This is a genomic window from Pseudomonas sp. WS 5027 (genome assembly GCF_012985695.1).
Taxonomy (GTDB): domain Bacteria; phylum Pseudomonadota; class Gammaproteobacteria; order Pseudomonadales; family Pseudomonadaceae; genus Aquipseudomonas; species Aquipseudomonas hygromyciniae.
The window spans coordinates 40,214-54,672 of record NZ_JAAQWU010000009.1 but is presented as its reverse complement, the minus strand read 5'-3'; the positions used below and the strand labels follow the sequence as shown (position 1 = coordinate 54,672).

Below are 14,459 nucleotides of genomic sequence, written 5' to 3'. Positions count from 1 at the left end.
CGTGGCTATTCGCGTGCAAGCCCAACCGTTCGATCCCGGCGCCGAAGTCAACGCCATGCACGCCGCCAACGTTGGCGTGGGCGCCGTGGTGAGTTTTGTTGGCTATGTGCGCGACTTCAACGATGGCCTCGACGTGGCGGGAATGTTCCTTGAGCACTACCCCGGCATGACCGAAAAGGCCCTGGCCAAGATCGCTGTCGAAGCCGAGCAACGCTGGCCGTTGCTCAAGCTCGAGGTGTTGCACCGCATTGGCGCCCTGGAGCCCGGCGAACCTATTGTGTTCGTCGCCGCCGCCAGTGCCCATCGCCAGGCGGCGTTTGATGCCTGTGCGTTTGTGATGGACTACCTGAAGACCCGAGCGCCGTTCTGGAAGAAGGAAAACACCAGCGAAGGGGCGCGCTGGGTGGAAGGGCGGGCCAGTGATCATAGGGCGGCTGATCGCTGGAAGGCGTGAGTGGCCCTCCGTGTGCCCGCCACACCCTATCGTCTGGCCGCTGTATTGGACGAGTTCAGCAGCACGATCAACCCAGGCGACCAGGCGATAACATCGCCTCGGTCAACCCGGCGCGCTGCAAAGGCTCGGGCAATCCGAGCCCCCGCACCAGCGCCGCGCTGGCCTGGCCCATCGCCGGCGAGGTCTGGATCCCGTAACCGCCCTGGGCCGCGATCCAGAAAAAACCCTCTACCTGCGGATCAAAGCCACAGACCAGATCGCCGTCGCTGACAAAACTGCGCAGTCCCGCCCAGGTCCGCGTCGGGCGGCGGATGCTCAGGGTGGTGGCTTCTTCGATGTGATAGATGCCTGTGGCGATATCCAGCTCTTCAGGCTGTACGTCGTGGGGCTCGACTGGGTCGGCATTGGCCGGTGAGCCGAGGAACATCCCCGCGTCGGGCTTCATATAGAACGAACCGTCGAGGGCGGCCAACTCCGGCCATCCATGGATATTCATTTCAGCCGGCGGGGCGAACACAAAGGCACTGCGGCGCTTGGGTTGCAGGCCGATTTTTTGGGCGCCGGCCAGTTCGCCGATGGTATCGGCCCAGGCTCCGGCGGCGTTGATGATCACCGGCGCGCTGAAGCGCTGTTGCGAGGTGCGTACCTGCCACTGGCCTTGATCGTCGCGGGCCAGTTTGTGTACCTCGTTGTCGGTGTGGATCTGCCCGCCATTGCGCCGAATGCCGCGCAAATAGCCCTGATACAACGCGTCGGTGTCGATATCGCAGACCGTCGGGTCGTAGATCGCGCCGTGGACTTTTTCCCGGCGCAGGATGGGCAGCATCTGCAGCGCTTCTTCGGTGTCCAGCAGGCGTGTTTCGGGTACCAGCGCCTTGGCGCTCAGGTATTGGCGTTGCAGCTCTTCTGGGTCGCCAAGCAGATCCACCAGCACTTCGCCACGGGGCGTGAGCAAAGGGTGCTCGGTAAAGCCTTCAGGTGGGTGATCGAAGAAGTCGCGGCTGCCCAGGGTCAAGGCGCGCACTTGTGGCGTGCCATAGGCGGCGATATATAGGGCGGCGGAGCGGCCAGTGGAGTGATAGCCCGGCATGGACTCACGCTCCAGCACGATGACGCGGGCGTGTCGGGACAGCCAGTAACCGGCACTGGCACCGGCAATGCCGCCGCCGATGATGAGGTAATCAGCCTGGTTCATGTGGTCCTCCTTGAATTTGAAAGCGCTGAAGGCAAATGTGGGAGCGGGCTTGCTCGCGAATGCGGTGTGTCAGTCTCTGGATATATTGACTGATCCATTGCATTCGCGAGCAAGCCCGCTCCCACATCTTTTTCCGCGCTCCAGCTTAAGGGCGTTTGCGCTCCACGGGACGCAGCAGATGCGTCGGCGGCGTCTCGCAACTGATCTTGCGCCCCAGCAGCGTCTCGATCGATGGCAACTGGTACGAGTCATCTTCCCCGGCAAAGCTGATCGACACACCCGCAGCGCCGGCGCGACCGGTACGGCCGATGCGGTGCACGTAGTCGTCCGGTACTTCCGGCAGGGTGAAGTTGATCACGTGGCTGATGCCGTCGATATGAATCCCACGGCCCGCGACGTCAGTGGCCACCAGCACGCGGATCTTGCCTTCGCGAAAGCCTTCCAGGGTCTTGATGCGCTTGTGCTGCGGCACGTCACCGGACAATTGCGCGGCGTTGACGCCATCGCGTACCAGGCGTTCTTCAATGCGCCGCACTTCGTCCTTGCGGTTGGCAAATACCATGACCCGCTCCCAACCGTTGTCGTTGACCAGGTTGTAGAGCAGCTTGTATTTGTCGGCACCGGCCACAGCATAGATATGCTGTTCGACGTTTTCGCTGGCCACGTTCAGCGCTTCGATCTCGACGATGGACGGGTCGGTAGTCCACTGCTTGGCGAGGTTCATCACGTCTTCGGTGAAGGTCGCGGAGAACAGCAGTGTCTGGCGCTCGTTTTTCGGTGGGGTCTGGCGAATGATCTGGCGCACTTGTGGGATAAAGCCCATGTCGAGCATCCGGTCGGCTTCGTCCAGCACCATCACTTCGACCATGTCCAGGTGCACGTCGCCGCGCTGGTTGAAGTCCAGCAAACGGCCCGGGGTGGCGACCAGGATGTCGCAGTGCCGCGCTTCCAGGTGCTTGAGCTGTTTGTCGAAATCCATGCCGCCCACGAACGTCATGACGTTGAGGCCGGTGTACTTGGTCAGGTCGGCGGCGTCCTTGGCGATCTGCACCACCAGCTCCCGGGTCGGGGCGATGATCAGGGCCCGTGGCTCACCCATGTAGCGCTCTTTGGGCGGCGGGGTCTGCAGCAGTTGGGTGATGATCGAGATCAGGAACGCAGCAGTCTTGCCGGTACCGGTCTGGGCGCGGCCGATGGCGTCTTTGCCGGCCAGGGTAAAGCCCAATACCTGTGCCTGGATCGGCGTGCAATACGGGAAGCCCAGGTCCTGGATGGCGTGCATCAGTTCCGGGGCGAGCTTGAAGTCGTGAAAGCGGGTCTTGCCTTCTTGGGGCTCGACCACGAAGTCTTCCAGCTTCCACGGCTTTACCACCGGTTTCGGCGCGCGTTCGCGGCGCGGTTTTTCTGCACGCGCCGGTTCTGCTGCGGGCTGGGCGGCGACAGGGGCCGGGGCAGCAGGCGTTGCGGGCGGCGGTTTTGGCGAGGCAACAGGCGCTGTTCGGCCAGGCTGTTTACCGTCATTGCGGCTGCCAAACGTTTGGACAGGGGCGCTGGGAACAGGGGCGAGTGGTTCAGCCTCGCTTTTACCGAACATCTTCTTGAGTGCTTTGAGCACGGTCATCTCATCAATTGGTTAAGGAATGTACGCCGGCCAGTGTAATGCAAGAATCGGGCGCGGCGTAGTGCGTTGGTCATGCGGCTACACAATGGTCGGTTTTCAGCCCAGGCGGGCGGACAACCAGGTGCCGATGTCGCGTATTTCCTGGGGTAACACTTCGTGGCCCATTGGGTATTCCTGCCATGTCACGTTGATACCACGCTGCTTTAAATGCTCATAGGCGCTACGGCCCATGGCGTTCTGCACTACGTCATCGTACTGGCCGTGCAGGCACAGGGCCGGAATGCGCTGTTGGCTGGCGGACAGTTCCAGCTCATCGCTGAAAGTGGGCGCATAGGTGGAGAGGGCAAGCACGCCACCCAGGGGGCCTTGCCATTTCAAAAACGCTGCGTGCAGGACTACGGCGCCACCCTGGGAAAAGCCAGCCAGGAAAATCCGCGAGGCGTCTATCCCGTCGGCTTTTTGTTTCTCGATCAAATCGATGACCATTTTGGCCGACTCATCCAGCTGTTCACGGCTGATGGCCCGCGCCGGACTCATGGCCAATATGTCGTACCAGCTTGGCATCTCGTAGCCACCATTGACGGTCACCGCACGGGTTGGCGCCTGGGGCAATACGAAGCGGGTGGACAGCAAGGTTTCCTGCAACGCTTCGGCCACCGGCATGAAGTCGTAGCGATCGGCACCCAGGCCATGCAACCAGATTACGCAGGCATCTGCGGGCTTGGCGGGCTGAAGAATCAAGGGTTCGGTCATGTTTGCTCCAAAAAAGTGCGTGCGCGCCGATGGGAGGCGTCGGGGCGGTGCGTGGAAGGTGGCTCAGTTAACAAGATGTCGCCTGGTTGACTGTTTTGCGATAGATCCTGGGCTGAAACGGCTCAGCCGACACTCTGGTACGGCGCTTGCTATGGGTAGGTCGATGTCAGAACTATTCGAGGACGGTAACACTATCAGTGACTGCCGCCTCTGGGATAGCCGCTGCAATGACAGCGACAGCCTCTGCTGCTTGACCCCAAAAAAAGCCAACACGGGTCGATATCGCCTCACAAGGGTGCGCAAAGGTTCGAGCTCCGACACAACAAGAGCAACTGGAGGTTTGAATGAAGGTATTGAAGTCCACCCTGGCCATCGTGACCGCGGCGACCGTATTAGGGATCAGTGGCCTGGCCCAGGCCGGCGCCACCCTGGATGCAGTGCAGAAGAAAGGTTTTGTGCAATGTGGCGTCAGCGACGGCCTGCCGGGTTTCTCGGTGCCGGATGCCAGCGGCAAGATCCTCGGGATCGACGCTGACTACTGCCGCGCCGTGGCCGCTGCCGTGTTTGGCGATGCGACCAAGGTCAAGTTCAGCCAGTTGAATGCCAAGGAGCGTTTCACCGCGCTGCAATCGGGCGAAGTCGACATCCTGTCGCGCAACACCACCATGACCAGCTCCCGCGATGCGGGCATGGGCCTGAAATTCCCGGGCTTTATCACCTACTACGACGGCATCGGCTTTCTGGTCAACAGCAAGCTGGGCGTAAAAAGTGCCAAGGAACTGGACGGTGCAACCATCTGCATCCAGGCCGGTACCACCACCGAGCTGAACGTTTCCGACTACTTCCGTGGCAACAACCTCAAGTACACCCCGATCACCTTCGACACCTCCGATGAAAGCGCCAAGTCCCTGGAGTCCGGGCGCTGCGACGTGCTGACCTCCGACAAGTCGCAACTGTTCGCCCAGCGCAGCAAGCTGGCCGCGCCGAAGGACTACGTGGTACTGCCGGAAACCATTTCCAAGGAGCCCCTGGGCCCGGTGGTACGCAATGGCGATGACGAGTGGCTGGCCATCGTGCGCTGGGTGGGTTACGCCATGCTCAACGCTGAAGAGGCCGGCATCACCTCGAAAAACGTTGAAGCTGAGGCCAAGTCCACCAAGAACCCGGACGTCGCGCGCCTGCTCGGGGCGGACGGCGAATACGGCAAAGACCTGAAAGTGAAGAAGGATTGGGTCGTACAGATCGTCAAGCAGGTCGGTAACTACGGCGAAGTGTTCGAGCGCAACCTGGGCAAGAGCACTCCCCTGGAAATCGACCGTGGCCTGAACGCGCTGTGGAACAACGGTGGCATTCAATACGCACCCCCTGTGCGCTGATCGCTGATGGTTCTATCACCCGGTGGGCCAACCGCCGGGTGATGTTCTGTTCCATTACTTCTGGGGCACTTAATGCAAACTCAAATCGGCGCACCAAAACAGAAGCTCAGCTTCAGTGATCCAAAAGTGCGTGCGTGGCTATTCCAGATCATCACCATCGTGGCGGTGGTTTCGTTGGGCTGGTATCTGTTCAACAACACGCAAACCAATCTTCAGCACCGGGGTATTACCTCCGGTTTCGACTTCCTCGAGCGCAGTGCCGGTTTTGGCATCGCTCAGCATTTGATCGACTACACCGAATCGGACAGCTATGCCCGGGTCTTTGTGATCGGCCTGCTCAACACGTTGCTGGTGACCGTGATCGGTGTGGTCCTGGCGACGCTGCTCGGTTTCATCATTGGGGTGGCGCGCCTGTCACCGAACTGGATGATCAACAAACTGGCGACGGTGTATGTGGAGGTGTTCCGCAACATTCCGCCGTTGTTGCAGATCCTGTTCTGGTACTTCGCGGTGTTCCTGACCATGCCGTTGCCGCGCAACAGCCATAACTTGGGCGATACATTCTTTATGAGCGCCCGGGGCCTGAACATGCCGGCGGCGCTGGCGGCTGAGGGTTTCTGGCCGTTTGTGGTCAGTGTAGTGGTGGCCATCGTGGCAATCGTGCTGATGGCGCGTTGGGCCAACAAGCGTTTTGAAGCCACCGGCGTACCGTTCCACAAGTTCTGGGCGGGTCTGGCGCTGTTCATCGTGATTCCGGCGTTGTGCGTCCTGATCTTCGGTGTGCCGCTGCACTGGGAAATGCCAAGGCTTGCGGGTTTCAACTTTGTCGGTGGCTGGGTATTGATCCCCGAACTGCTGGCACTGACCCTGGCGCTTACCGTCTACACCGCCGCGTTTATTGCCGAGATCGTGCGCTCGGGCATTGAGTCTGTGAGCCACGGCCAGACCGAAGCTGCGCGCTCCCTGGGCCTGCGTCCGGGGCCTACGCTGCGCAAGGTCATCATCCCGCAAGCGCTGCGGGTGATCATCCCGCCGCTGACCAGCCAATACCTGAACCTGGCGAAAAACTCATCCCTGGCCGCCGGCATCGGCTACCCGGAAATGGTCTCGCTGTTTGCCGGCACGGTGCTCAACCAGACCGGCCAGGCCATCGAGGTCATTGCCATCACCATGAGCGTGTACCTGGCGATCAGCATCAGCATTTCCCTGTTGATGAACTGGTACAACAAGCGCATTGCGCTGATCGAGCGGTGAGGAAACCTGCATGACTTCCCATATTTTCAAACCTGACATGCCGCCACCGAACAAAGTGTTCGGGCCGATGGCGTGGATGCGCGCCAACCTGTTCTCCAGTTGGTTCAACACCCTGCTGACGTTGTTGGCGATCTACCTGGTCTATCTGGTGGTGCCGCCGATTTTGCATTGGGCGATTCTCGACGCCAACTGGGTCGGCACTACCCAGGCCGATTGCACCAAGGAGGGCGCCTGCTGGGTGTTTGTCCAGCAGCGCTTCGGGCAATTCATGTACGGCTATTACCCCGGCGACCTACGCTGGCGCGTGGACCTGACCGTATGGCTGGCCATCGTCGGTGTGGCGCCGTTGTTCATCTCGCGTTTTAAACCCAAGGCGATCTATGGCCTGGGCTTTCTGGTGTTGTACCCGATCATTGCCTTCTTCCTACTGCATGGCGGGCTCTTTGGCCTGACCAACGTCGCGACCAGCCAGTGGGGCGGCCTGATGCTCACCTTGGTGATCGCCACCGTCGGTATCGCAGGCGCCTTGCCGCTGGGGATCGTGCTGGCGTTGGGGCGGCGCTCCAATATGCCGGCGATTCGCGTGATCTGTGTGACCTTCATTGAGTTCTGGCGCGGCGTGCCGTTGATTACAGTGCTGTTCATGGCGTCGGTGATGCTGCCGCTGTTCCTGCCTGAAGGCATGAACTTCGACAAGCTGCTGCGGGCGTTGATCGGCGTGATCCTGTTCCAGTCGGCCTACGTGGCAGAAGTGGTGCGCGGTGGCTTGCAGGCCATTCCCAAAGGCCAGTACGAAGCCGCGGCGGCGATGGGCCTGGGTTACTGGCGCAGCATGGGCCTGGTGATCCTGCCGCAAGCGTTGAAGCTGGTGATACCGGGCATCGTCAACACCTTTATCGCGCTGTTCAAGGACACGAGCCTGGTGATCATCATCGGCCTGTTCGACCTGCTCAACAGCGTCAAGCAAGCCGCCGCCGACCCGAAATGGCTGGGCATGGCTACTGAAGGCTATGTGTTCGCGGCCCTGGTGTTCTGGATTTTCTGTTTTGGCATGTCGCGCTATTCCATTCATTTGGAACACAAGCTCGACACTGGCCACAAGCGTTAGGAGTTGTTGTTATGAGCGAAGCGATCAAACAGCCGGTGAGCCCTGAAGGCATTATCCAGATGCAGGGCGTCAACAAGTGGTACGGCCAGTTCCATGTACTGAAAGACATCAACCTCAACGTCAAGCAGGGCGAGCGCATCGTGCTGTGCGGCCCGTCGGGTTCGGGCAAGTCCACCACCATCCGCTGCCTCAACCGCCTGGAAGAGCACCAGCAGGGGCGCATTGTGGTCGATGGCGTGGAGCTGACCAACGACCTCAAGCAGATCGAAACCGTGCGCCGCGAAGTGGGGATGGTGTTCCAGCACTTCAACCTGTTCCCACACCTGACCATCCTGCAGAACTGCACGTTGGCGCCGATGTGGGTGCGCAAGATGCCCAAGCGCAAGGCCGAGGAAATTGCCATGCACTACCTGGAGCGCGTGCGCATCCCGGAGCAGGCTCACAAGTTTCCGGGGCAATTGTCCGGTGGCCAGCAACAACGCGTGGCGATTGCCCGGGCGTTGTGCATGAAGCCCAAGATCATGCTGTTCGATGAGCCGACCTCGGCCCTCGATCCGGAGATGGTCAAGGAAGTCCTCGACACCATGATCGGCCTGGCCGAAGACGGCATGACCATGCTCTGCGTGACCCACGAGATGGGCTTTGCGCGCACCGTGGCCAACCGGGTGATCTTCATGGACAAGGGCGAAATCGTCGAACAGGCGGCGCCGAACGACTTCTTCGACAACCCGCAGAACGAGCGGACCCGGTTGTTCCTGAGTCAGATCCTGCATTAATCCACCCCCCGCTGTGGTAAGCCTGCTTGCTTGTGGCGAGCGGGTTTGTCCCGCGCTGGGTTGCGCAGCAGCCCCAAACCACCCCCCTGGTTACACCTGACACTCCTCGGTGGTGCTCTTGGGGCTGCTACGCAGCCCAACGCGGGGCAAGCCCGCTCGCCACAGCAAACCTGAGTGAACCCGTCGAACAGGCGGCGCCGGTTGTTTCTCAGCCGGGTTCTGCATTGATCTAGATCCCTGTTGTTGTGGCCGAGGGCTAGCCACAACAAGCCTGCTCGCCACAAAGTGGTGCAGGGCATTACCATGGTTCCCTCGCGCACAATCCCGCCTTGAACCCGAGAGCACCATGCCCCGCCCAGAAAATGCACTTGAAGAATTGCTGATCGACGCCGAAGCCGATGATGACCAGGTGCAGCACAGTCAGCCGGTCGTCAGCCGGGCCTGGCTGTTGCTGCTGGGGTTGGTGCTGGTGGCGTTGAACCTGCGTCCGGCATTGTCGAGCATGGCGCCCTTGCTCAACGACGTGTCCGACAGCCTCGGTCTCTCGGCGGCCAGGGCTGGGTTGCTGACGACGCTGCCGGTTCTGTGCCTGGGCCTGTTTGCGCCGTTGGCGCCGGTCCTGGCCCGCCGTTTCGGCGCCGAACGGGTGGTGCTGGGGATTTTGCTGACACTGGCGGCGGGGATCATCCTGCGCAGCTCGCTAGGCGCTGTCGGGTTGTTCGCCGGCAGCCTGCTGGCCGGGGCCAGCATCGGCATCATCGGCGTGCTGTTGCCCGGGATCGTCAAGCGTGACTTTGCCCGGCATGCAGGGGTCATGACCGGTGTCTACACCATGGCCCTGTGCCTGGGCGCGGCGCTCGCCGCCGGTGCCACGGTGCCGTTGAGCCAGCATTTTGGCGACAGCTGGAAAATCGGCCTGGGCTTCTGGATGGTGCCGGCACTGCTGGCGGCGCTGTGCTGGTTGCCTCAGGTCGGACAGAAGCAGGGTGGCCATCAAGTGGCCTATCGAGTGCGCGGTTTGTTGCGTGATCCCCTGGCCTGGCAAGTGACGTTATACATGGGCCTGCAATCCTCCCTGGCCTACATCGTGTTTGGCTGGCTGCCGTCGATCCTGATCGACCGTGGCTTGAGCGCGACCCAGGCCGGGCTGGTGCTGTCGGGATCGGTGATCGTGCAACTGGCCAGTTCCCTGGCCGCGCCGTGGCTGGCCACCCGTGGCAAGGACCAGCGCCTGGCCATTGTGGTGGTGATGCTGCTGACCCTCGGCGGCCTGTTCGGTTGCCTGTATGCGCCGCTCGATGGCCTGTGGGGCTGGGCGATTGTCTTGGGTCTGGGCCAGGGCGGTACGTTCAGCCTGGCGCTGACCTTGATCGTGCTGCGCTCACGGGATGCCCATGTGGCCGCCAACCTGTCGAGCATGGCCCAGGGCATCGGTTACACCCTGGCCTCCCTTGGCCCGCTGGCGGTGGGCCTGGTGCATGACTGGACCGGTGGCTGGGCGGCGACCGGCTGGATCTTCGCGCTGCTGGGCGCGGGAGCGATCATCGCCGGCCTCGGTGCCGGGCGCGCCCGCTATGTTCATGTCACCAGCCAGAGGCTCTAGAGGTACACCACTTCCAGCGTCGCCGAGCCATCGAGGTCGGTTTCAACGCTCAAGTCCAGGTTCTGCCGGGCATTGATAACCGTGTGGATCTGCACGGTGGTGCTCAGGGTGGTGATGGCTGACGGCCCGGCGACACTGCTCTCGATGTCGGTAAAGCCCAGGTAGCTGTTGGCACCGATGTCGATGGGGTTCAGGTTGGCGGTGCGCCAGCCCAGGCCGCCGGTGGTGGATTCGGTGCCGTAGATCTGCGCGGTGCTGTCGGCCTGGGTCTGGCGCGGGTCGAAGCTCATGGAGTAGAGGCCGAGGCGATTGCCGGCGGTGTCGAATCCCAACCCGTAGTAAATCTCGCTATTGACCGTGGCCGAGCCGTCGCGGTTGTCGCGCATGCGCAAGGCATAGCGACTGGGCCCGGTGCAGTTGACGCTCAGGTGCAGGGTTTTGAGCGGCAGGCGCGTGCCTTGCGCAAGGTTCAGGTCTTGGCGGGAGATCTTGCCGTAGTCGATCAGACCACCGCTGGACAACAGCGGCGTACAGGCGCTGGGAATGATCTGGCCGTGGACGCTCAGGTCCACCGTCGACACGGCCAGGGCCGATTGCGCACAGGCCAGCAGCAACAGGTGGGATAGGGCAACGAGTTTCATGGCGCACGCCTCGTGGGGTCGGGTTACAGGTAGATGATTTCGAGAGTGCCGGAACCGTTGATGTGCACCACCTGGCGCAGGTCCAGCGACTGCATGGGGGCCAGGTAGGTCTTGATCCGCACGGTGCCGGCCAGGGTCTGGATCGCCACGGGGCCGGTGGTCAGGCCGCTCCTGTCGGTAAAGCCCATATAGCTGTTGGCGCCCATGGGAATCTGGCGTGCGCTGGAACTGCTCCAGGCCGCGCCGTTACTGGTGGAGTCGGTCCGGTACAGCGTGCCCAGGGTGTCGGCACTGAACTCGGCGGGGTCGATGGTCATGTAAAAGCGCCCGATTTTGTTGTGGCTGGCGTCCAGGTCCAGGCCATAGGAGGTTTCATCGGTGCCGCCGGTGGCCGAGCCATCCCGGTTGTCATGCATGCGCAAGGCAAAGCGTGTTTGTGCATCGCACGTCACACCCAGGCGCAGGGTGCGGATGGGCAAGGGCGTTTCGTCGGTGGGGTTGAGGTTCTTGGCGAACAGAGTTCCGTAGTCCACCACCCCCTGGTCGGACAACGACGGGTGGCAGGCGACCGGTGCAAAGTGCGCCCGTAGCGCCAACTCCCGATAGCGCCCGTGGCTGGCGCTGAAGAAGAGGCCAGAGACTTCCCAGGTGGTGGCGTCACGCACATGGGTGGCCGCAGGATCGGCCCAGGCGCGCAGGGTCAATTGCAGCGACAGGTTTTTGCCCGCCCGCACGGCCCCGTGTTCGACCGGGGCGATCCCATGCCCGCTGCGCCAGTTGAGCACGGTGCCGCTGCTCACCGGTGGCTGGCGCAGGCCTGGAATCAGGCCCAACTCCACCGCCTGCCCGTCCAGGACGCCGTGACTGACCTCGATCTGGTAGCTGCCGTGCTCGGTAAATTGCAGGCGCTCAGTCGAGGCTGCGAGGGCGCGGTAGAACAGACTCAAGTCGCCGGCCTGGGGGCAATTGAACGTCAGGTTCAGCCGACGCTCGCCCAGCAGGCGTTCGGGCGCGCTGTCGTTTTGGGACAGGCGGCTCATCAGGCCGAAATCCACCGACGGTTCGCTGAGGTTGAGTTGGCATTCCTCCAGCCCATGGGCGGTGCCGGCAGCGCCGATCAATAGCCAGAAACTCAAGTGGCGCAAACGGGTAAGGGGCATGGCAGTCGTCCTCAAGGCGCGTGGCAACGGGCCGGGGCAGTTTCGAAGTACACCGAGGGGTCGGCCTTTTGCGCAAGTGTGTAGCGCAACTGGCAACGTTGGCCCCCCGGCAGTGTTATCCACAGGGTCGGTTGATCGATCACATTGGGCAGGAAGACCTGGCTACCGTCCTGGACCAGGGTGATGAACTCACCCTCGGCGGTGTTGACCGAAGCGCCCGGCGGCAACGGCGCGCCATGCTCGGTGCTGACGGTCAGCAAGACGCGGCGGGTCAGGCCCACGCCAAACTCGACCCGATCCACCGCCCCACGTCCGGCGGAGATCATTGCCAGGCCATTGGTGATATCGGCATTGCGCGGCAGCGAGCGGGTCTGGACTTCCACCGGGCTGCGGCCATAGGCGGTGACCTGCGGCACCACGGCCTGGCCTTGCCAGTCGGTCCAGACCGGGCCGCTGGGGGTGCTGATGCGGATGCCGCTCATATCGCCCACGGCGACCAGGGCGAAGGTGTCGCGCACCGGATACGGGGAAAACGTCACGCCGCTGCCATGCATCACCACCCCACCCCGGGCACCGCCCTGATAGCTTGAACGCTCGGCATCGGAGCGGCTGTAACTCACATCCAGCTGGCTGTAGCGCGGCAGTGCCGAAAGGCCGACGGAGGTTTCGACCTGACGGTCGCGGGAATCGCGCTCGGCGCTGACGTGATAGCTCAGTTGATCGTCGATCTGCTCGTTCAACCCCACGCCGGTGCGGTTCTCGCCGCCGTTGTAGCGTGACCAGCTGCGTACCCTGCGCTTCTCGCCCAGGGGCGCGCTGATGTTCAGGTACACCGCGTTGTCCTGTTGCGCGTAGCCGCCCATTTGCCATTCGGCGCTGACCGACAACGATACGGCGCCGACGCTGGTGCCCCAGGCCAACAAGGCACGGCGGCTGCTGTCTCCGGCGAAGTTGGCCGAGCGGGAGAGCCCGGCGCTGAAGGCGCCCAGCCGAGGATGGGACCAACCCAGATTGAGGCTTTGTTGATCGCGGTAGCGTGAGCGTTGCGACTGCTCGTTGCGTTCGTAGGTGCTTTCTTCCAGCTCGCGATAGCCCATGCTGCGCCAGGAGTTGCTGGCGCCCAATGACCAACTTTCACTCAGGCGCTGGGACCAGGCAAGGTCCGTCTGCACCCCGGAGGCCTTTTCCCGCGAGTGGGTGTTGGACAGTTGCGTCGACAGCTGCAACTGGCTGTCCAGCCACGGCAGCCAGCCCAGGCTCAAACCGGCCGAACCGTATTCGCTGGCCGCCAATACCCCGGCGCCCAGGGTCAGTTGCGGATGCACGGTTCCTGTCCAGCCGGCGCTCACCACCCACGGCGCGTCCCCTTCGGTATCGCCGACATTGCGCACCCGACCGGCCGCCACCGCGTAGCCCGGTGCCGGCAACCCAAGACCGAGCATCGCGGCCGGCACGGTAAAGCGCCGGTCGCCGCCGACACTTTCCCTGACCGTGACTTCGACGTCTGAACGGGTATTCAGGCGGCGCACATCGTTCAGGGAAAAAGGTCCGGCGGGCACCACGGTGGAATGAATCAACGCGCCGTTCTGCCGCACTTCCACTTGTGCAGGGCTGTTGGCGATGCCTTCGATCACGGCGCCCTGGCCTTGCTCTTGAAGGGCGTGCTCGGTGAGGACCTGCACGCCGGTGATCTGCGCCCCGGCCAGCACCGGGTTGTACAGGCTGATCTGCCCGGCCTGGAGCACCGCCTAGTGGCTAGCGAACGTGCGCTGGGCATAGGCCTCCAGGTGGGTGCTGCTTGACTGGCCATCCTGCCAGGTCTGGACCTGGCGGCTGCGCACGATCCAGTCACCGGCGTTGAACCCCACCTCGGTGTTGGCCGAGCCAAACCGGCTGGCGTCGTCGCCATAGCGGTTGTAGAAGCCACTGAGGTCGTAATTGAGCAAGCCAGCGAAGCCGCCGGTTTCATAGCCCGATATATCCTGTGGCACCGGACGCAGGGCGTCGGTGGGCACCACCAGCGTCACGGTCAGCGTGGCCGGGTCTGGCTCCACCAGGCTTTGTGGATACTGCGCGAGGAAGTCATGGCAGTGCGCAGTGCCTTCAGGGATGACCAGGTTAGCCGCGTCGAGCAGCGTCCGATCGAAGCACAGGTTGCCCTGTTGATCGAAACTGACCTGCAGCCGCCCGCGCCGCTGGCCATTGACCCGCAGGCTGATGGCGTGTTGCCCGGCGGTGAAACGCGGAGCGTCGAGCAACAGGCTGGCCAACTGCGGATCAATGCCGCGCTGCTGCAGGGTCTGGGCGTCAAAACCGGTGGCCCAGGCCGGAGCCGGCAGTAGCCACAGCAGCACGGCCATGGGCACGGCTACGCCGTCACGGTAATTCAATACTGTTTTCACGCAAGGCACTCAAAGGGTGAACGTCCCGGCCCGGTTATTCCGGTGCTGGCGGGCGTTGCGGTAACGGTTGATGCGCCGCCACTTCTTTATCCCGCGCCGATCTGCTGCGGCGTCTG

At 62.6% G+C, this 14,459-nt stretch carries 11 protein-coding genes and 1 pseudogene; 6 read left to right on the top strand and 6 right to left on the bottom strand.

Annotation, left to right across the window (positions count from 1 at the left end; translation table 11 throughout):
* The first annotated feature begins 1 nt into the window (after nt 1).
* Nucleotides 2–454, top strand: a complete 453-nt coding sequence (gene moaE, locus HBO09_RS13085; protein ID WP_092238136.1) for a molybdopterin synthase catalytic subunit MoaE — start codon at nt 2–4, stop codon at nt 452–454.
* A gap of 67 nt (nt 455–521) precedes the next feature.
* On the opposite strand, the gene HBO09_RS13080 is transcribed toward moaE, so the two are convergent.
* The 3 genes from HBO09_RS13080 to HBO09_RS13070 form a co-directional block, all read right to left on the bottom strand.
* On the bottom strand, nt 522–1,649 hold the full coding sequence (locus HBO09_RS13080; RefSeq protein WP_169994505.1) for an FAD-binding oxidoreductase: 1,128 nt from the start codon (nt 1,647–1,649) through the stop codon (nt 522–524).
* Between the two features lie 145 nt (nt 1,650–1,794).
* On the bottom strand, nt 1,795–3,270 hold the full coding sequence (rhlB, locus tag HBO09_RS13075) for an ATP-dependent RNA helicase RhlB (protein WP_169994503.1): 1,476 nt from the start codon (nt 3,268–3,270) through the stop codon (nt 1,795–1,797).
* Between the two features lie 96 nt (nt 3,271–3,366).
* Nucleotides 3,367–4,023: an alpha/beta fold hydrolase gene (locus HBO09_RS13070; protein WP_169994501.1), complete on the bottom strand. Its 657-nt coding sequence runs from the start codon at nt 4,021–4,023 to the stop codon at nt 3,367–3,369.
* 344 nt (nt 4,024–4,367) lie between these two features.
* Here HBO09_RS13070 and HBO09_RS13065 point away from each other — a divergent pair, with 344 nt between their 5' ends.
* From HBO09_RS13065 to HBO09_RS13045, 5 genes are all read left to right on the top strand, one after another.
* The gene (locus HBO09_RS13065; RefSeq protein WP_169994499.1) at nt 4,368–5,399 is read left to right on the top strand and encodes an amino acid ABC transporter substrate-binding protein; all 1,032 of its coding nucleotides are present in this window, start codon (nt 4,368–4,370) and stop codon (nt 5,397–5,399) included.
* Nucleotides 5,400–5,471: 72 nt separating this feature from the next.
* Nucleotides 5,472–6,653: an amino acid ABC transporter permease gene (locus tag HBO09_RS13060; protein WP_169994497.1), complete on the top strand. Its 1,182-nt coding sequence runs from the start codon at nt 5,472–5,474 to the stop codon at nt 6,651–6,653.
* A 10-nt stretch (nt 6,654–6,663) separates the two neighbouring features.
* Entirely contained in the window at nt 6,664–7,761 is a 1,098-nt protein-coding gene (locus tag HBO09_RS13055) for an amino acid ABC transporter permease (protein WP_169994495.1), read from the top strand.
* Between the two features lie 11 nt (nt 7,762–7,772).
* Entirely contained in the window at nt 7,773–8,537 is a 765-nt protein-coding gene (locus HBO09_RS13050; RefSeq protein ID WP_169851116.1) for an amino acid ABC transporter ATP-binding protein, read from the top strand.
* Nucleotides 8,538–8,883: 346 nt separating this feature from the next.
* Nucleotides 8,884–10,140, top strand: a complete 1,257-nt coding sequence (locus HBO09_RS13045) for a CynX/NimT family MFS transporter (RefSeq protein WP_169994493.1) — start codon at nt 8,884–8,886, stop codon at nt 10,138–10,140.
* On the opposite strand, the gene HBO09_RS13040 is transcribed toward HBO09_RS13045, so the two are convergent.
* From HBO09_RS13040 to HBO09_RS13030, 3 genes and pseudogenes are all read right to left on the bottom strand, one after another.
* Nucleotides 10,137–10,781 (bottom strand): DUF1120 domain-containing protein, encoded by a 645-nt coding sequence (locus HBO09_RS13040; protein ID WP_169994491.1) that lies wholly within the window; start codon nt 10,779–10,781, stop codon nt 10,137–10,139. The genes HBO09_RS13045 and HBO09_RS13040 overlap by 4 nt on opposite strands.
* 23 nt (nt 10,782–10,804) lie before the next feature.
* The gene (locus HBO09_RS13035) at nt 10,805–11,941 is read right to left on the bottom strand and encodes a DUF1120 domain-containing protein (protein ID WP_169994489.1); all 1,137 of its coding nucleotides are present in this window, start codon (nt 11,939–11,941) and stop codon (nt 10,805–10,807) included.
* An 11-nt stretch (nt 11,942–11,952) separates the two neighbouring features.
* Nucleotides 11,953–14,343 (bottom strand): annotated as a pseudogene (locus HBO09_RS13030) (fimbria/pilus outer membrane usher protein).
* Between the last annotated feature and the right edge of the window lie 116 nt (nt 14,344–14,459).